The 18,752-nt window shown below is 71.1% G+C and carries 16 protein-coding genes; 15 read left to right on the top strand and 1 reads right to left on the bottom strand.

Features of this window, described 5'->3' with window-relative positions; translation table 11 throughout:
• The first annotated feature begins 151 nt into the window (after positions 1-151).
• The 12 genes from OO54_RS47250 (at position 152) to OO54_RS42320 (ending at position 12,048) form a co-directional block, all read left to right on the top strand.
• Positions 152-334 carry a hypothetical protein gene (locus OO54_RS47250; RefSeq protein WP_033202461.1) on the top strand — a complete coding sequence of 61 codons (183 nt, stop codon included), beginning with the start codon at positions 152-154 and terminating at the stop codon, positions 332-334.
• A gap of 78 nt (positions 335-412) precedes the next feature.
• Positions 413-1,318, top strand: a complete 906-nt coding sequence (locus OO54_RS09795; protein WP_033202462.1) for a hypothetical protein — start codon at positions 413-415, stop codon at positions 1,316-1,318.
• Positions 1,319-2,908, top strand: coding sequence for a peptidoglycan-binding protein (locus OO54_RS09800; RefSeq protein WP_051786815.1), 1,590 nt, complete (start codon positions 1,319-1,321; stop codon positions 2,906-2,908).
• Complete coding sequence (locus OO54_RS09805) at positions 2,905-3,618, top strand: ABC transporter ATP-binding protein (RefSeq protein WP_033202463.1); 714 nt, start codon at positions 2,905-2,907, stop codon at positions 3,616-3,618. The genes OO54_RS09800 and OO54_RS09805 overlap by 4 nt, the downstream gene beginning before the upstream one ends.
• Positions 3,612-4,874, top strand: coding sequence for an ABC transporter permease (locus tag OO54_RS09810; protein ID WP_051786816.1), 1,263 nt, complete (start codon positions 3,612-3,614; stop codon positions 4,872-4,874). Before OO54_RS09805 ends, OO54_RS09810 begins: the two co-directional genes overlap by 7 nt.
• 165 nt (positions 4,875-5,039) lie before the next feature.
• Entirely contained in the window at positions 5,040-6,143 is a 1,104-nt protein-coding gene (locus OO54_RS09815) for a PP2C family protein-serine/threonine phosphatase (protein WP_033202464.1), read from the top strand.
• 178 nt (positions 6,144-6,321) lie between these two features.
• Complete coding sequence (locus OO54_RS09820; protein ID WP_033202465.1) at positions 6,322-6,960, top strand: hypothetical protein; 639 nt, start codon at positions 6,322-6,324, stop codon at positions 6,958-6,960.
• A gap of 111 nt (positions 6,961-7,071) precedes the next feature.
• Positions 7,072-7,296: a ferredoxin gene (locus OO54_RS09825; protein ID WP_033202580.1), complete on the top strand. Its 225-nt coding sequence runs from the start codon at positions 7,072-7,074 to the stop codon at positions 7,294-7,296.
• Positions 7,253-8,677 carry an NAD(P)/FAD-dependent oxidoreductase gene (locus OO54_RS09830; protein ID WP_051786817.1) on the top strand — a complete coding sequence of 475 codons (1,425 nt, stop codon included), beginning with the start codon at positions 7,253-7,255 and terminating at the stop codon, positions 8,675-8,677. Before OO54_RS09825 ends, OO54_RS09830 begins: the two co-directional genes overlap by 44 nt.
• 24 nt (positions 8,678-8,701) lie before the next feature.
• A complete protein-coding gene (locus OO54_RS09835; RefSeq protein ID WP_033202467.1) occupies positions 8,702-9,937 on the top strand; it encodes a cytochrome P450 in 1,236 nt (411 codons plus the stop codon).
• Between the two features lie 267 nt (positions 9,938-10,204).
• Entirely contained in the window at positions 10,205-10,639 is a 435-nt protein-coding gene (locus OO54_RS09840; RefSeq protein ID WP_033202468.1) for a hypothetical protein, read from the top strand.
• Positions 10,639-12,048, top strand: a complete 1,410-nt coding sequence (locus OO54_RS42320) for a M64 family metallopeptidase (protein ID WP_051786818.1) — start codon at positions 10,639-10,641, stop codon at positions 12,046-12,048. Before OO54_RS09840 ends, OO54_RS42320 begins: the two co-directional genes overlap by 1 nt.
• Before the next feature lie 39 nt (positions 12,049-12,087).
• On the opposite strand, the gene OO54_RS09850 is transcribed toward OO54_RS42320, so the two are convergent.
• On the bottom strand, positions 12,088-12,906 hold the full coding sequence (locus tag OO54_RS09850) for an SDR family NAD(P)-dependent oxidoreductase (RefSeq protein WP_033202469.1): 819 nt from the start codon (positions 12,904-12,906) through the stop codon (positions 12,088-12,090).
• Positions 12,907-13,540: 634 nt separating this feature from the next.
• On the opposite strand from OO54_RS09850, the gene OO54_RS45775 reads away from it, so the two are divergent.
• The 3 genes from OO54_RS45775 to OO54_RS09860 all read left to right on the top strand — a co-directional run bounded on the left by OO54_RS45775 (position 13,541) and on the right by OO54_RS09860 (position 18,655).
• On the top strand, positions 13,541-13,699 hold the full coding sequence (locus OO54_RS45775) for a hypothetical protein (RefSeq protein WP_157856447.1): 159 nt from the start codon (positions 13,541-13,543) through the stop codon (positions 13,697-13,699).
• Between the two features lie 184 nt (positions 13,700-13,883).
• Positions 13,884-14,819, top strand: a complete 936-nt coding sequence (locus OO54_RS09855; protein WP_033202470.1) for an EamA family transporter — start codon at positions 13,884-13,886, stop codon at positions 14,817-14,819.
• Positions 14,816-18,655, top strand: coding sequence for an amino acid adenylation domain-containing protein (locus OO54_RS09860; RefSeq protein ID WP_033202471.1), 3,840 nt, complete (start codon positions 14,816-14,818; stop codon positions 18,653-18,655). The genes OO54_RS09855 and OO54_RS09860 overlap by 4 nt, the downstream gene beginning before the upstream one ends.
• Positions 18,656-18,752: the final 97 nt, after the last annotated feature.

The raw sequence follows: 18,752 nt of genomic DNA on the forward strand, positions 1-18,752 counted from the left end.
GATCGAAACGAGGAACACTCATGATTCGACGCACTTCGGCGATGCTCATAGCCGCGGCATCCCTGTTCACCGCGGGAGTCGCCATGGCCGCGCCCGCGCAGGCGGCCTCCTGCACCCCCGACAACGCCTGTCTCTACTCGGACTCCGACACGTGGACACCAGGATCTCGGTGTACCGCGCGCCCTATTTCATGGGCCCCTGCTTCAAGATCGCGAACTACGGCTCCGTGACCAATTTCGCCTACATCACCCTGAGCGGCGGTCAGAACGCCAATGACGTGATGGGCGGGCACCGCTTCGGCAACCAGTGCTCGGGCACCGTCTACGACTCCTGATCCCCGGCCCATGACCGTGGTGGGGCGGAGGCCAATTCCGCCCCACCACAGCACATCCACTCTATCCAGGGGATCCCTTTGCGTTACACACGTCTTGTCATCGCCGCCGGGGTCGGCACGCTGCTGCTCACCGGGTGCGCGGAGGACGCCCCGGAAGGCATCGGTGCCGGCGGTTCCGTTGCCCGGGAGGTCGTCACGGAGGCCGACATCGTCCTCCCGGTGTCCGCCTATTTCCTCACCCCCGAGCAGCAGGCGCTGGTGGACACCGCGCACTCCACCCTGGCTTCCGACTGCATGAAGCGGTTCGGGTTCGACTGGCCGGTCACGAAGGCCGAGCCCGTCAAGGCCGTGAGCCGTCGCTACGGCGTGGTCAGCGAGAAGGTCGCCGCCGAGCACGGCTACCACGTGATCCCTTTGGCAGGCGACGACCACGCCCGAGGCGCGGTGTCCGGCAAGGCCAAGCTTCCGCCCGAGGCGTACATGGTCTTCGGCGCCAAGGGTCCCAAGGGCGGCCAGGCGGGCTCGGGCGGCAGCTACCGGGGCAAGGACATTCCCGAAGGCGGCTGCGTGGGGGAGGCCCAGCGCAAGCTGGGGCTCGAGAAGGTGCAGAACCCCGAGAAGGGCAAGATCGGACTGCTCAGCATCGACTTCTCCAGCTTCGAACAGGCCCAGAGGATGCCGGAATTCATCAAGGTCCAGGACGCATGGGTGTCCTGCATGAAGAAGGCCGGATACCAGCACGCCGCGTTCCTGCAGCCCGGCGAGAAGTTCACGCTCCAAGGGAACTCCGCGTCACCGCAGGAGAAGGCCGCGGCCAAGGCCGATGTGAAGTGCAAGCAGGACACGAAGCTCGCCACCGTCCTGCTCCGCCTCGAAACGCAGATCCAGAACGACTACATCGAGCAGAACGCCGCCGGTTTCGCCGAGATCAAGAAGGACCAAGGCGCGGTCATCAAGTCGGCCAACGCGGCACTGGCGAACTGAATGCAGAACGACGAGCAGCACTCCTCGGAGGCGGCCGAGACGGTCGCCGGTCACGGGGGTGACGGCGTACGGACCAGGCGCCGCTGGCTCGCCCTGATCGCGGCGGGCGCGGTCGCGCTCACCGGGGCGGGCTTCGGGGCCTCCCTGCTGATCAAGTCGCCCGCGCAGGCGGCGGCGGACTCTCGGCCCCCGGCACCCTCCGTGATCACGGCGCCGGTCGAGTACCGGACGCTGGCATCCTCGATGATCATTCGCGGCACCGTGGTCGCCGGCCAGAGCGTGGAGATCACCCCCGGCGGCGCGCCCGAAGGAGGCAGCCCCACGGTCTCCAAGCTGCCGCTGAAGGCAGGCGACCAGGTGCGCGCGGGCCGGCTGCTGGTCGAGGTCTCCGGCCGTCCGGTGATCGCGCTCCAGGGCACCGTTCCGCTCTACCGCGACCTCAAGCCCGGTGCCCAGGGCAGCGACGTGGGCCGGCTCCAGGACGCGCTCCAGCGGCTCGGCCACTCCACCTCCCCCGACAACCGGGGGCGTTTCGGCGAGGGCACGAAGTCGGCGGTCACCGCGCTCTACGACGCGCTCGGCTACGAACCCGTCCAGGTCGGCGGCGCCGACGGATCGAACACCGTCACCTCGGCCGAAGCACAGGTGACCTCGGCCGAACGGGCGCTGGACGACGCCGAGGACGCGCTGAAGACCGCCGAGGCAGGCTCCCGGTCCGAATCCGATGCCGGCTCCCACTCCCCCTCCGGCTCCGGCTCCGGCAGCTCCGAATCGGGCTCGGGCAAGACGGCCGGCTCGACCGAGGGGACGGCCGGCTCGGCCGAGGGAACGGCCGGGGAGGCGAAGGGCGGCGGCCGCGACCTGGAGGGCCTGCGCAAGGCCGTCGCACGTGCCGGGGAGGACCTGGCCACCGCACGCGAGGCCCTCGTCGCCGCGCGGGCGGCCGCGGGCCCCATGGTCCCGTCCGGCGAGGTCGCGTTCCTGGAGAGCTTCCCGGCGCGGGTGCAGGACCTCCCCGTACGGCTCGGCACGAAGGTGCAGGGAGCCGTGATGACCGTCGCCGCGGGCCCCCTGGTGGTGCACGGTTACGTGCCCGACCACCAGAAGGGCCTGATCAGGGCGGGCCAGAAGGCGGAGATCCTCTCCGAGCTCGACGGCGCCACCGCCCCGGCCTTCGTACGGTCCGTCGCCACCGCCCGTACGACCCCGCAACCCGCCGGCGACACGCAGGACGGACAGCAGGCCGGCGGGCAGTCCGACGCGGACGGCTATCTGATGATCCTGGCGCCGGGCCGGCCGCTGGAGGCCCAATGGACCGGGCAGAACGTCCGCCTGACCGTCCTGGCCGCCACGACCCGCGGCAAGGTCCTGGTCGTACCCGTCACGGCGGTGTCGGCCGGCGCCGACGGCTCCACCGCGGTCACCGTGCTCGAGGACGACGGCCGGCAGCGCCGGGTCCGGGTGAGGCCCGGCACCACCGGCGACGGCCATGTCGAGGTCATCCCCCTGGACCGCGGGGCCCTCGGCGCGGGCGACCGCGTGGTGACCGGCGTCCGCGCCGATTCCACCGCGCAGGAAGGCACCGGATGACCGCGCCCGCGACCCCGTCCGAACCGCCCGTCATCGAATTCCGGCAGGTCGGCCTCACCTATCCGGGTCCGCCGCCCGTGGAGGCGTTCCGCCCCAGCGACCTCACGGTCCACAAGGGCGAGTTCATCACCGTCGTAGGCCCCTCCGGATCGGGCAAGTCCACGTTCCTGAACATCGCCGGACTCCTCGACACGCCCACGACGGGCAGCTTCCTCCTCGACGGCATCGACACCGGCCGGCTCAGGGACACCGAGCGCACCACGTTGCGCGGCCGCCGCATCGGGTTCGTCTTCCAGGCCTTCCACCTGCTGCCGCACCGCAGCGCCCGCGAGAACGTCGAACTCGCCATGGTCTACGGCGGCGCCCCGCGCCGCGAACGCCCCCAGCGGGCCCGCGAGGCGCTGGATCGGGTCGGCCTCGGCCACCGGACCGACGCACTGCCCACCCGGATGTCCGGCGGCGAACGCCAGCGGGTGGCCATCGCACGGGCCCTGGTCGCCCGGCCCTCGCTGCTCCTGTGCGACGAGCCGACGGGAAACCTCGACACCGGCAACGCCGAGGCGGTGCTCCGGCTCCTCGAAGCCCTCAACGCCGAGGGCATCACGATCGTCCTCATCACACACGACCCTGCCGTGGCCGCCCGCGGCCGACGGACGGTCACCATCCGGGACGGCGTACTGAGCGAGAGCGAGCGGGCACGCGCATGCTGAGCCGGAACCGAAAGGCACGGGACACCGCGCCCCCGCCCCCCATCGGGCACTCCACGTTCGTGGCACGGGACCTGCTGGCCGAAGCGCTGGCAGGGATGCTGCAGCGCCCCGCCCGCTCCGCGCTCACCATGCTCGGCACCGTCCTGGGCGTCGGCGCCTTCGTCGCCGTACTCGGCCTCACCGCCACCGCCTCCTCGCAGATCGACTCCCGCTTCAACGTGCTCTCCGCGACGGAGGTGACGGTCGAGGACGTCGCCCGCGACCAGGACGAGTTCGCCGACGCGGCGTTCCCGGACGACGCCTCGGACCGCGTCGAACGGCTCAACGGGGTGCGGCACGCCGGCGTGCTGTGGACGGTGCAACCCCGGTACGGCGCCGCCGAACTCGCCGTCACCGCCGCCCCGGTCGGCGGCACCGGAGGGGAAACCCTCAACGTGGTGGCTGCCGCCCCCGGCACACTGCGCGCCGCCGAACCCCGGCTCTCCCAGGGCAGGCTGTACGACGACTTCCACAGCGACACCCGCCAGCGCGTCACCGTCATCAGCTCGGGCATCGCCGCACGCCTGGGCATCACCACGCTGGAGACCCAACCGGCGATCTTCATCGGAGGGCAGCCGTTCACCGTCACCGGCATCGTCGACGACGTCCAGCGCCAGCCGGACGTGCTCCTCTCCGTTCTCGTACCGCACACCACCGCGGTCGAACTCTGGGGGCGGCCCGCCCAGGGCGCCAGAATGCTCATCGCGACCGACCTGGGCGCCGCCCGTCAGGTGGCCGGGGAAGCCCCCACGGCGCTGCGCCCCGACCACCCGGAGTACTTGAAGGCGGTTCCACCGCCCGACCCGAAGAGCCTGCGGTCCTCGGTGACCTCCGACCTCGAACAGTTGTTTCTCCTGCTCGCCGGGGTGTGCCTGGTCATCGGAGCGGTCGGGATCGCCAACACCACCCTGGTAGCGGTCCTGGAGCGCACCGGGGAGATCGGCCTGCGCCGTGCTCTCGGCGCGCAGAGACGGCATGTCACCGCCCAGTTCCTCGCCGAGTCGGGCACGCTGGGCGCGTTCGGCGGACTCATCGGCACGGCCATCGGCACGCTGGCCGTCCTGGTGGTGGCGCTGATCAGGGAGTGGACGCCGGTCATGCACCCGGTGATCCTCGCGACCGCCCCGCTCATCGGTCTGGCGACCGGAGTCGTGGCCGGGATCTATCCCGCCCGGCGTGCGTCTTCCGTACAACCGGCCGAAGCCCTTCGCGGCTGACCCACACGGGTGCTCGTCCGCTTCCACAGCGACTTCCCGGCCGGCGTCCGGAAGCGCCGGCCAGGGGTGGGAGACGGGCGGGAGGAAGAGGGAGGCTCCGTGCCGGGACGTCCCGGGCGCGACCCGTGGAGTGCGCGGCGCACTCCGGCATAGGAGCCTGGTGGTGTGGTGAAGCCAAGGAAGGCGGCGAACGGCGCGTACCCCCGGAGCTGGCTGAGCGGGGCCCCACCGCCCCGCTGGGTGCGGGTCCTGCCCGTGCTGCTGCTCGTCGGGGTCGGAGCGGCCTCCCTCACCGACTCCGTTCCGCTGTACATCGGCTTCCTGCTCGGCGCGGTGCCTCCGCTGGCCGTCCTGGCCTACGGACCATGGGCCACGGCCCTCCTCGGCGCCGCGACGATCGCGCTGCTGACCATTCCCCTCTTCCACCTGGACCAGCCCGGCGACACCGACCTCTTCACCCTGGGCTTCGTCGCGACCCTGAGCGTCTTCGTCTCCTTCGTACGCGGGCGCCGGGACGAGCAGCTCGACCTCGAACGCGCCGTCGCCGAGACGGCCCAGCGGGCCATCGTCCCGGACGTACGGCGGCGGGTCGGGCCCGTGCGCTGCGCGAGCCTGTACCGCGCCGCCGAGCGCGGCACCCTGGTGGGAGGCGACTTCTTCGACGTCGGGCCCGGCCCCCACGGGGTGCGGGCGGTCCTCGGCGACGTACAGGGGCACGGTCTGTCGGCCGTCGCGACGGTCGCCTCCGTCATGGGGGCGTTCCGCGAGGCCGTGCTGGACGACGTGGACCCGGAGTCGATCGCGGCGCGGCTTGACCGCAGGCTCGTGGTCGACTCGGCGCGGACGGAGCACGCGGAACTCTTCGCCACGGCCGTCCTTCTGGACTTCGCACCGCACGGGCGGGAGGTCCGTGTCCTGGCCTGCGGCCATCCGCCGCCGGTCCTGCTGCGCGGCGGAGCCGTGAGCACCCTGGAACTCGACCCCGGCCCGCCCCTCGGACTGGGCCTCGCCGACGTCATGCCCGGAACCGTCGCGACGGTCTCGCTGCGGCCCGGGGACCGGCTGCTCCTGGCCTCGGACGGTGTCCTGGAGGCACGGGACGCCTCCGGCGCGTTCTACCCCTTCGTCGAGCGCCTGGCCGGTATGACCGGTGTCGGCCTCGACGAGCTGCCCGACGCGATCTGGGCCGACCTGAGCCGCTTCGCCCCCAAGATCCAGGACGACGTCACCCTCCTGATCCTCGCCTTGGACACCTCCGGCCCGGGCTGACGGGACAGGGCCCGGGCGCGAGGCCGGACGGGGCCCCTACCTCGCCCTGCCCTGCGATGCCCGGCCCGGCCCTGGTCTGTATGGCGCACCGAGCTCTTCTCCCGGGTGATTCCGGTGGCGCGCGTCCCGCGATCACGGGTGTCTGGACGAAGGAAGCACAGGCAGGAAGCGGGAGACCATGGAGCGGAAGCACAAGCGCCTGGCGACGCCGTGGGCCGCCGGGGTGGCGGGGATGGTGTTCGCGATCCTGACGGCCACGGCGATCGTCCTCGTACGCATCGCCATGCCGAGCGGCGTCGACGGGGCACAAGCGACCGTGGACGCAGGACAGCGGAGCGCCGTGCGGACGGCGCTGGAGCTGATCCCGTTCGCAGGGATCGCGTTCCTGTGGTTCATGGGCGCGCTGCGCGAGCAGGCGGGAGAGCACGAGGACAAGTTCGTCTCCACGGTGTTCCTGGGCAGCGGTCTGGTCTTCGTCGCCACGCTGTTCGGCGCCGCGGCCGCTGCCTGGAGCGTGCTCGACGAGGGTGGACAGGGCTCCTCCTTCGGCCGCGACGTCGCTTACGCCCTGCTGACCACCTACGCCATGCGGATGGCGGCGGTGTTCGTCATGACGACCACGACCATCGCCCACCGGCTCGGCGTCCTCCCGCGCCCGCTCACCGTCGTCGGCTACCTGGCGGGCCTGACGCTGCTCGTGGTGGGAGCGAACGTGCCCTGGTCGGAGCTGGTCTTCCCGGCCTGGGTGCTCGTCCTCAGTCTGAACACCCTGTGGGGCCGGCGTTCCGCCGCGTCACGGACCACCGCCTCGACCTGATCCGGCCGCGCCGCTCACCCGATCGGTCCGCTCCCCGTCGCTGCAGCCCTCCCGGCCGATGAGAGTGGGCGCAGGGGCTCGACCGAGCCATCGGAGAGGACCGATCCCGTGGTGAGCATTGCCGTCGATCTGAACCGCTGCCAGGGGTACGCGCAGTGCGCGTTCCTCGCTCCCGAGATCTTCACCATGCACGGCGACGAGGCGCTGCTGTACAACCCGGATGCCGACGAGGCACAGCGCGAGAAGCTGGCCCAGGCCGCCGCGGCCTGCCCCGTGCAGGCCATCCTCGTCGATGCCGTGGACGAGCCGGCCGAGGCGGTGCCCAGTGCTCGGTGACGGAGCCTTGGCGCAGCTCAAACGCGAGGGCCGCATCGTCGTCGTCGGCGCCTCGCTGGCAGGCCTGCGGGCCGCCGAGACCATGCGCGCCAAGGGCTTCGCGGGGTCCCTGACCATGATCGGCGACGAGCCCTGCGAACCGTACGACCGGCCCCCGCTGTCCAAGGGGGTGCTGCTGGGCAGGGCGCGCGCCGACCGCACCGCGCTGCCCCGGCTCCGATCCGTCGACGCGACCTGGCGGCTCGGCGTTCCCGCCACCGGCCTGGACATGGCCGCGAGGAGGGTGCGGCTGGCCGACGGCGACGAGGTGCCGTACGACCGCCTGCTGATCGCCACCGGTGTGCGGGCGCGGCCGTGGCCACGCGAGGAGGAAGCGGAACTCGACGGCGTCTTCGTGCTGCGGACCCGCGACGACGGATCCGCGCTCGCCCGGCGGCTCGACGAGGGACCCAAACGGGTCCTCGTCATCGGGGGAGGGTTCGCCGGCTCGGAGGTCGCCTCCGCCTGCCGCGAACGCGGCCTCCCCGTCACCGTCGCCGAACGAGGCGCCGCGCCCCTGGTCGGCGCGCTCGGCGGGGTGGTCGCCGCGGTGGCCGCCGACCTCCAGCGCGAGCACGGCGTGGACCTGCGGTGCGGGGTCATGGTGACCGCCCTGGAGGGCGACGCCTCGGGACGGGTGCGCGCCGCGCACCTGTCCGACGGCTCCACCGTGGAGACCGACGTGGTGGTCGTCTCGCTCGGCGCCCTCCGCAACACCGAATGGCTGCACGGTTCCGGGCTCGGCGCCGGGCCCCGCGGCATCGCCTGCGACGCCGGCTGCAGGGCCTTCGACATCCGCGGGATCGTCACCGACGACATCTACGCGGCGGGCGACGTCGCCCGCTGCCCCCACCCCCTGTTCGGGTACCAGTTCCTGTCGCTGGAGCACTGGGGCAACGCCGTCGCCCAGGGCCGGATCGCGGCGCACAACATGCTCAGCGAGAGCATCGACCGACTGCCCCACATGGACGTGCCGGCCTTCTGGTCCTCCCAGTTCGGCGTCAACATCAAGTCGGTCGGAGTGCCGTCGATGGCGACGGAGATCCTGATCTCGCAGGGCTCACTGGAAAGCCGTCGGTTCGTCGGCGTCTACGGATACCAGGGGCGCGTCATCGGTGCCGTCTCCTTCGACCACGGCCGATGGCTGCCCTTCTACGAGGAACTCATCGAGAAGACCGCGCCGTTCCCGCCGCAGTTCACCACGGTCGACCGGCACGCGGACGGGCAACGGCCCCTGGACGCGGACTTCCCCGACCCGTCGGTCCCCAGCCACGGCCCCACCGTGACCCTCAGCGGATACTCGCCGGCCGACCGCCGGATGACGTTCACCCCCGCGCACTGACCCGCACGGCCACAAGGACCTGCCATGACGCAAACCCTGCTGCACCAGATCCTGGACTACGCCAACCGGGCCGACCCGTACCCGATCTACGAAGAGCTGCGGAAGACACCGGTCCACCACGAGGCCGACGGGCCGTACGTGATCAGCACGTACTACGAGATCCGCAGCCTCCTCCACGATCCCCGGATCAGCTCCGACGCCCGCAACCTGGCGTCCGGCAACGCCGACCCGCTGGCGGAACCGGCCTCCGAGCAGAGCGCCCTGCCGCCCGGCTTCCTACGGCTCGACCCGCCGGAACACGACCGGATGCGACGCATGACGAACCGGCACTTCGGCCCCCCGCACTCCCCCCGCCGGGTCGACCAGATGCGCCCCGAGCTGCACGACATCGTCGGCGGCCTCATCGACGGCATCGGCGACCCGAGCCGGATCGACCTGGTGGAGGAGTTCTCCTACCCCTTCCCGGTGACCGTGATCTGCAGGCTGCTCGGAGTGCCGCGCGAGGACGAGGCACGCTTCCACACCTGGGCGGACACCCTCGCCGCCAGCCTGGACCCCGACCCGGACGCCGACGCCGCCGAGCGGGACAAGGGCGCCGCCGAGGCCCGGATGCAGCTCGGCATGTACCTGGCCGGTCTCATCGAGGAGCGCCGCAAGAACCCCGGGGACGACATGCTCTCCCAACTGGCCACCACCAAGAGCCAGGACGGCCAGATGACCACCATGGAACTGCTCAGCACCGCGGCGCTGCTGCTGATCGCGGGCCACGAGACCACGGTCAACCTCATCACCAACGGCATGCTCACCCTGCTGCGCAACCCCGACGTCCTCCAGCGCCTCAAGACCGAACCGCGCCTGGCCGTGCCCATCGTCGAGGAACTCCTCCGCTTCGAGCCCCCCGTCCAGCTCCTGCCACAGCGCACCACCCTCGCCGACATCGAGGTCCGCGGCGTCACCATCCCCAAGGGCTCCACCCTCTGGCTGATCCTGGCCTCCGGCAACCGCGACCCCCAGCGCTTCGAGAACCCCGACCACTTCGACCCCGACCGCCCCGACATCCAGCACCTCGGCCTCGGCAGCGGCATCCACAGCTGCTTCGGTGCCCCCCTCGCCCGCCTGGAAGCCCAATTCGCCCTCTCCGAACTCGCCCGCCGCCTCGACAACCCCCGCCTCCTGGACGACCCGCCCCCATACCGTCAGAACGCCGTACTGCGCGGTCCGCGCCACCTGCGAATCGCCTGCGACGGGGTCAGGCCTTAGGGCCTGTCCGGCGGATCATGGCCGGACAGGCCCTGGTCCTGTCCGGTGCACGGGGCAGGCCAACCGCCGGCCATGGGACGGCTCATCCCTGCGAGCGCGGGCAGCGTGCCACCCGTTCGGAGTAACTCGACCTCTCTCCTGCTCACCAAGCGGTGCCCGGGGCACCTTGCCCAACGACGTCCGCCCGGTGTGGCGGGCCGCACTCGAAGGTGGTCCGGTTGGGGTGACGAGCGTGTGCGTCGAACCGGATTCGAGGAGGCGTGCGTGATGAGCGGTGCGATTCGGCTCACCTTCGAGTACCGGGGCCGGCACATCGAACTGGTGGGCAGCGAGCCGGTCGACCTGGTGATTCCGGACGCTCCCGCCGGACAGCAGGGCTTTTCGGTCGGCTTGCCCCAGGGCCGCGCCGACGCACAGCCCGACGTGTCGGTCGGCTACCGGGTGGACGTGTTGAACGCGCGAGGAAAGCGGATCCACAGCCGGCCGCTGGACGACCCGATCAGGGCAGAGGCGGAGGTCCGCTCCACCGATCCGGACCGGCCGTTCACGCACGAGCCGATCAATCAGCCCAAGGGGCGCTTCTTCGTACTGGTGCCCGCGCTGGCGGAGGCCAAGGAGGTGGCGGTGCTGCGCACCACCGTGCGGACGCAGACGGTCGGCCGGTACCAGCTGGGACACGGCACCGAGGGAGGAGGGTCCTGATGGGAACCGGCGACGGCACCGTCCTCGGTACGACGCTGATCCACGACAGCGGCCCGACCGCCTCGCGTTGGAACCTCGTTCTGCTCTCGGAGGGGTACCGGAGCAGCGAGATGGCTCAGTGGCACACGGACGCGCAGTTCTTCGTCAGCCAGCTCTTCTCCATACCGCCGTTCACCGAGGCCGCGGTCCAGGGCCGGATCAACATCCACCGCGTGGACGTCACCTCCACCGGCAGCGGCGCCGACGACCCCGCTTCCTGCGGTGGGACGGGAGCCACTCCGAAGACCTACTTCGACGCCACCTACTGCACCGGCGGGCTCGCCCGGCTGTTGACGGCCGACACGTCGATCGTGCAAGGCGTGCTCACGGCCCAGGTCCCGGCCTGGCACCAGGCTCTCGTCGTGGTCAACAGCGCCAAGTACGGAGGCTCGGGCGGCACTGTCGCCGTTACCTCGACGAGCGCCGACTGGGTCACGGTCGCCGCGCACGAGCTGGGACACTCCGCGTTCGGACTCGCCGACGAGTACGAGTCCTGGGTCAGTTGTCCCTCGGAGACCGGACACGACTCCTACACCGGCACCGAACCCACCGCGCCGAACATCACCCTGGACACCGGGCGCACCACGATCAAATGGGCGGCGCTGGTGCGGGCGACGACCGCGATGCCCACATCCAGGAACGCCGACTGCGCGGTGTGCGACCCGCAGGCCAACCCCGTGGCGGCGGGCACGATCGGTGCCTTCGAAGGGGCCGGCTACTACCACTGCGGCCTGTACCGGCCCGCGTTCAACTGCATGATGCGCAACCTCACGCCCTTCTGCGCCGTGTGCCAGGGCGTGATCCGCCGCACGCTGCAGCCGTTCGAGCGGACCCTGCGCGCGGTGGACGTGACGTCCACCATCATCGAGTGCGTTTTCGACCCTTCGGGCACGGCCGTGCCCGAAGACATCGCGCCGGCCATCCGGATCGCGGGTGCCACGGGATCGGGTTCGCTCCAGTCACGCCTGTACCCGCGCGGCATCGCCGGCTCGGCCGGTGCCGGCAAGTACCCGTACGAATACCGCGTCGACATGACACCGGTCTCGGGGCCGCTGCCGGCGTCGGCCGTCCGCACGCTCAGCCTCGACTTCGGGCCCGTCAGCCGTGTCGACTACGACGGGACCGGCGGAGCGGACCTCTTCGTCACCGCTCAGGGCGGCCCGGGAACGATCCGGCCCGTCTCCGTCACGCAGCGGGGGAACCGCCTCACCATAGACTTCGGCACCCCCGGGGTCGCGGCCGGCAACAGCGGCCTCCTCCTGGGCCTCACGTCGGACCATCCGCCGCGCGACACCACCGCGCGGATCACCGACGGAGCCGGGAACACGCACACCCTCGCCACCCGTGCCCCGGCCTTCCCCACGGCGTAGAACGCCCGCGGCCTGCGATCAGTGGGACGTGACCGCCGGTCAGGCCCGCGGGGCGCGTGGGTCCAGCCGGAACTCGAAGCCGAGGGTGCCCGGATCGAGTGCGGTCGCGCCGCCGTCGACGGTGAGCACCGCCCCGTTCACGAACGAGGCGGCGGGCGACAGCAGCCAGGTGATGGCCTCGGCGACCTCCTGCGGCTCACCGGGCCGCCCTGCGGGCAGGACCCGGGTCACCTCCTCGTACGCCGCGTCCAGACCGTTCCCGTCGAGGCCCGCCTCGTCGGCGAACCGGTTCATGCGGCGGTCCGCCATGTCGGTGCGCACCCAGCTCGGGCACACGGTGTTGGCGCGCAGGCCTGCGCCCCCGTAGTCGACCGCGAGCGAGCGGCACATCTGGAGCAGCGCCGCTTTGGAGGTGGCGTACGCGGCGTTCCCGACGCCGTTGCGCAGGGCGGACACCGAGGCCACCGCGACCACCGCGCCGCGGGCGTCGAGCAGATGGGGGAGCGCGGCGCGCAGCAGGAGGAACGGACCGGTGAGGTTGGTCCGCATGACCTCGTCCCAGTCCTCCAGGGTCACCTCGCCCACGCTGCCGCCCCGCCCGATGCCGGCGTTGAGCACCAGGCCGTCGAGCCGCCCGTACGTGCCGACCACGGTCTCGACGAGCGAGGCCACCGCGGCGGGGTCCCCGATGTCCGACGGTACGGGCAGGGCGCCGGTCTCCTCGGCGACCAGCCGCAGCGGCTCGGGGCGGCGCCCGGACACCGCCACCTTGTGTCCCGCCCGGGCCAGGGAATGCGCGGTCGCCGCCCCGATCCCCGTTCCGCCCCCGGTCACCAGGTACACGCGTTCGTCCGCCACGTCCGCCGCCTCTCCCGTGTCTCGTCCGCCGTCCCGCGTCCCGGTGATCTTAGGTCGCGGGAGGCGGGAAGCCCCCACGCTTCCCGCCCTCCTCGTGCGCGCGTCTCCGGCCCCTCACCCGGTACTCCCGCGTAGCCCAGGACACCGTCCACAGCAGCCCTCCCGCACGGGCGCATGCGTCGTCATGAGTGTGATCAACAGCGCTCCCGTCGGCCCTGGCCGAAGGGAAGTGCCGCGCGGTATTTTTTCGGCGTCAAGCGACGGCGTGCGGAAGCCCGGTGAGATCCCGGCACGGTCGCGCCACTGTGTGCCAAGGCCGCTGCCTCTATGGAGGAGCGACTGTTGGCGAGTCAGACCCTGCGTCGTCGCACAAGCTCCATCGAACGGGACGCGTGTTCCCCAAGGAGGTCCGCAATGGTGCAGCCCATCGCTCCCAGCCCGCTTGCCCCGGCCGTATCGGCGCTGACGCGAGCACCGGGCAGCGCCATCGGCAGATAGCCGATGGGCGAATGCCGCGGACGGGCTGTGTCGACTTCGGTGCTCGAACGGCCGTTCACGGATTCGGGCCGGATCTCCGCTCGCCGCCGCCCCGGGCATGCGACCGGGAGCCGTCGGCCTCCCGGGATCTCGCCGTGTGCGCCACTTGGCGGACACGGACTGCCCCGGTTCCTTCTCCGTCGACTCGCTTCCCGCCGATCGGAGCTCTTGGCTTCGCGGCGGCATGCGCCCGGCAGTGACCGGCGTCGTGCTGGGCCTCGGCGCCGGCGCGGTGACGCTGCTCATCAAGCCGTGACGCTGCTCGTCAAGCCGTGACGCTGCTCATCAAGCCGTAGCAGCCCCTGCCCACACCCTCACAGCGCTGCTTCTTCAACGCACAGCCCTGCCCACACAGGAGAACTCATCGTGCATAGATCGTTACATTCCGCCATATTTCCTGCCGATTCAGCCCTCTCGTGCCTACTCGCCACGGGCATCGCGTGAAGGGCGGCAGGCCGGCGTTCGACTCGGCCCTGACCGCGCTGGCTCCGGCGGTCTGGGGCAGTACCTACCTGGTGACGACGGAACTGCTGCCCGCCGACAGGCCGTTGCTGGCCTCCACTGTGCGGGCTCTGCCCGCCGGGCTCGTGCTGCTCGCGATCGGACGCGTGCTGCCGCGCGGCGTGTGGTGGTGGCGTGCCTTGGTCCTGGGGGTGTTGAACATCGGAGCGTTCTTCTACCTGCTGTTCGTGGCCGCCTACCACCTGCCCGGCGGCGTAGCGGCCCTGGTGGTCGCGGTTCAGCCCATGCTGGTGCTGCTGTTCGGGGCGCTGCTGCTGAAGGAGCGGATCCGGCCGGTGCAGCTGGCGGCGTGCGTGCTCGGCGTGTTGGGCGTGGCGCTGCTGGTCCTGCAGCCGCAGGCGGGTCTGGACGGCGTCGGCGTCTTCGCCGGGCTGGCGGGTGCGGTCAGCATGGCCTCCGGCGTCGTGCTCACCAAACGCTGGGGCCGCCCGGAGGGCGTGGGCGTCCTGACGTTCACCGGCTGGCAGTTGACCGTGGGCGGCCTCGTTCTGGCGCCGGTCATGCTGGTCGCCGAGGGCTTGCCCAGCGAGATCACGGGCGCGAACATCACCGGGTTCGCGTACTTGAGCGTGATCGGGGCCCTGTTCGCCTACGCGATCTGGTTCCGGGGCATCGGACGGCTGCCCGCGCTGGCGGTGTCGGTCCTGGGCTTCGCCAGCCCCTTGGCCGCGACGCTCCTCGGATACGCGTTCCTGGACCAGAAGTTGTCGGTGCTCCAGGCGGCCGGCGCCATGGCCGTCGTCGTCGCCGTCGTCCTGGCCCAGCCCCGGCCGGAGCGGAAAGCCCGGGCGGGCACCGGGGGTCCGCCACTCATGTCTCGTCAGCACGCACCGGCCGGCAGGGAGAATCCGTGAAGACCGCACCGCTCAACGCACGCGTACACAAAGCCCATCCGGGCAGCTGCCTGACCGACCTCCTCAGGGAGCAGGCGGAAGCACAGCCCGAGGCCGTCGCGGTCGCCTGCGACGACCAGAGCCTCACCTACCGGGAACTCGTACAGGCGGGCAGCGGACTGGCCGCCTCCCTGCGCCGCCTGGGTGTGGGTGCCGACGACTGCGTCGGTCTGTACGTCGAGCCGTCCCTGGACCTGATGGCCGGGGTGTGGGGCATTCTGTTCGCCGGGGCGGCCTATCTGCCGCTGTCCCCGGAGTACCCCGAGGACCGGCTGCGCTACATGATCGAGGACAGTCGGACCCGCGTCGTCGTCACCCAGGACCACCTGGCGGACCGCCTGGCCGAGCTCGCCCCTTCCGGGACGCGGGTCGTCACCCTGGGCGACGCGGAGGCCCGCCCGGAAGAGCGGAACGCCGGGGCGAGCGCGCCGCCTCCCCGGCCCGACGCGTTGGCGTACGTCATCTACACCTCGGGCAGCACGGGCAGGCCGAAGGGTGTGATGATCGAGCACCGCAGCATCACGTCCCAGATGCGCTGGATGCACTCCTGCGGGCACGTGGGCAAGGGCACCACGGTGCTGCAGAAGACGCCGATGAGCTTCGACGCGGCCCAGTGGGAGATCCTGGCGCCCGCGATGGGCGCCCGGGTCGTCATGGGCGCTCCAGGCGTCTACCGGGATCCCCAGGCACTGGCCGAGACGATCGTGAAGCACGAGGTGACCACGCTCCAGTGCGTGCCCACCTTGCTCCAGGCGCTGCTGGACACCGACGACTTCACCCTCTGCACCAGCCTGAGACGGGTGTTCTCCGGCGGAGAGGCACTCTCGCGGCAACTGGCACGGACCTTCGCCGACGAGGTTCCGTGGGCGTCCCTGGTGAACCTGTACGGGCCGACCGAGTGCACCATCAACGCGACCGCCTACCTCGTCGACCCGGACGAGATCGGCGAAGGCGCCGGCACGATCCCGATCGGCGTGCCCGTCGACAACACCCAGTGCTTCATCCTCGACGAGGACCTGGCGCCGGTCGACATCGGGGAGACCGGTGAGCTGTACATCGGAGGCGTCCAGCTGGCGCGCGGCTACCTGCACCGGCCCGACCAGTCGAGGGAACGGTTCGTCCCCTCCCCGTTCGTGCCGACGGAACGGCTGTACAAGACCGGTGACCTGGCGTACTGGAACCCGGACGGCACCATCCAGTTCTCCGGCCGGGCGGACAACCAGATCAAACTGCGCGGCTACCGCGTCGAACTCGACGAGATCGCCCTGGCCATCGAGGAGCACACCTGGGTGAGGCGGGCCGCGGCCGTCGTCACCGACGACACGAGGACCGGCTTCCGGAACCTGGTCGCGTGCATCGAGCTGAACCCGAAGGAAGCGGCTCTGATGGACCAGGGGAACCACGGTGGTCACCACCGGTCCAAGGCCGGCAAGCTGCAGGTGAAGGCTCAGCTGTCCAACCCGGGCCTGAGGGACCCCGAGGAGCTGCACGACAGGCCGGTGAGGGAGCTGCCCGGCAGACAGGAGTCCCCGCGCCAGCGGCGGGAAACCTTCGCGCGCAAGACCTACCGCTTCTACGAGGGCGGGAACGTCACCCGGTCCGACGTGCTGGAGCTTCTCGCTCCTCGGCGGGCCGGCGACTTCTCCCGCGGCCTCGACGAGGTGACGTTCGCCGAACTCGGGCAGATGCTCCGGTGGTTCGGGCGGTTCCGGAGTGACGAGCGGCTTCTGCCGAAGTACGCCTACGCTTCCCCGGGCGCGCTGTACGCGACCCAGCTGTACCTGGAGACCGGTGGTATCCGCGGCCTGGACTCCGGGGTGTACTACTACCATCCCGTGGACCACGCCCTGGTGCGGATCGGCCCGGCCGCGGCCGGCTCCGGCGCCTGGCTGTCGGCACACTTCGTCGGCAAGAAGCGGGCGATCCAGCCGGTGTACAAGAACAACATCCAGGAGGTGCTGGAGTTCGAGGCCGGACACATGGTGGGCCTGTTCGAGGAGGTGCTGCCCGAGTACGGGCTGGACATCGGCCCGCTGGCCTTCCGCCCGTCCGTCAAGAGCCGCCTGGACGTCGCGGACGAGGACTACTACCTGGGCACGTTCGCGATCCGTCCCTGCGACGGGGCGCCCCGGCAGGACCCCACCGAGATCTATGTGCAGGCCCACCCCGGACGGGTGGAGGGACTGCCGACGGGCCAGTACCGCTACGCGGAAGGCGAGTTGGAACGCCTGTCGGACGATCTGGTGCTGCGCAAGCACGTGATCGCCATCAACCAGAAGGTGTACGAGCGGGCGAGCCTCGGCGTCACCGCGCTCAGCCGGGCGGACCAGCCGTGGCTGGAGTACATCAGCCTGGGGACGAAACTTCACCACCTGCAGCGCAACGGCCTCGGCCTGGGGTTCATGTCGTCCGGCTACAGCTCGAAGTCCGGGCATCCACTGCCGGCGTCGCGACGCGTCGACGACATCCTGGCCTCGTGCGGCATCGGGTCCGGCGCGTCGTACTTCTTCCTCGGCGGCAGGGTCAGCGAGGAGCAGATCCGCAGCGAAGGCATGTACGAGGACACGGTCCACATGAAGGGTCCGGCGGAGATCATCAAGGACGAGCTGGCCGGGCTCCTGCCCGACTACATGATCCCGAGCCGGGTCCTGGTGGTGGACGAACTCCCGCTGACCGCGAACGGGAAGGTCGACACCAAGGCCCTGGCCGCCTCCGGGGAGGTGACGTCGGCGGATACCGGCAGCCCGTACGTCGCACCCTCGACCCGAGCCGAACGATGGCTCGCCGAGGCGTGGGGGAAGGCGCTGAAGTACGAGAACGTGTCGGTGGAGGACGAGTTCTTCGCCTCCGGCGGAAACTCGCTGAGCGCCGTCGCGCTCATCAACCGGATCAACAAGGAGTTCGGTACGCGGCTGCCGCTTCAGGTCGTCTTCGAGCACCCGAAGCTGGCCGATCTCGCCCACCGGATCGACAGCGGCGACAGCGCGCCGTCCTCACGACTGGTCCCGTTGCACGACGAGGGCGCCGGCAGCCCGGTGTTCTGCTGGCCGGGACTGGGCGGATACCCGATGAACCTCCGCCTCCTGGGACGCGAGGCGGGAGCCGGCCGGCCGTTCTACGGCGTGCAGGCCCACGGCATCAACGCCGGAGAGACGCCCTACCCCACGATCCGGGAGATGGCCGCCGCCGACGTGACGGAGATCCGACGCCTGCAGCCCGAGGGGCCGTACACGCTGTGGGGGTACTCCTTCGGCGCCCGGGTCGCGTTCGAAGCCGCCTGGCAGCTGGAGCAGGCCGGCGAACACGTGGAGAACCTGCTGTTGATCTGCCCCGGGAACCCGAAGGTCCGCGAGGCCGACGGCGACCGCCACGGACGGGAGGCCTCGTACCGCAATCCGGCGTACCTCACGATCCTGCTGTCCGTCTTCGCCGGGTCCATCAGCGGGCCCGAGACGGCGCGGTGCCTCAAGGCGGCGCAGGACGAGGACGGCTTCGTGTCGTTCGTCCACGACCTGCTCCCGGCCCTGGACAAGAGACTGATCCGCAGGATCACACGGATCGTCGGCGAGACGTACGAATTCGAGTACAGCTTCCGCGAGCTGGCCGAACGGCGCCTCGACGCCCCGGTGACCATCCTCAAGGCCTCGGGGGACGACTACTCGTTCATCGAGGGTCGAACGGGCTACTCGGCGGCTCCTCCCACCATCGTCGACCTGGACGGTGACCACTACAGCGTCCTGAAGGAGCACGGCGTCGCCGAACTGGCGTCGGCGATCCGCACCCACCTCGGCGCCTGACCCCCTCGCCCCTGCCCGACGCCACAGCTCGCCGGGCAGGGGTGAGTCCCGGGGCGGCAGACCGGGACGAGCGGCCCAAGCCTTGCGCGAAGCAGCG

It is taken from the genome of Streptomyces wedmorensis, from assembly GCF_000716445.1.
Taxonomy (GTDB): Bacteria; Actinomycetota; Actinomycetes; order Streptomycetales; family Streptomycetaceae; genus Streptomyces; species Streptomyces wedmorensis.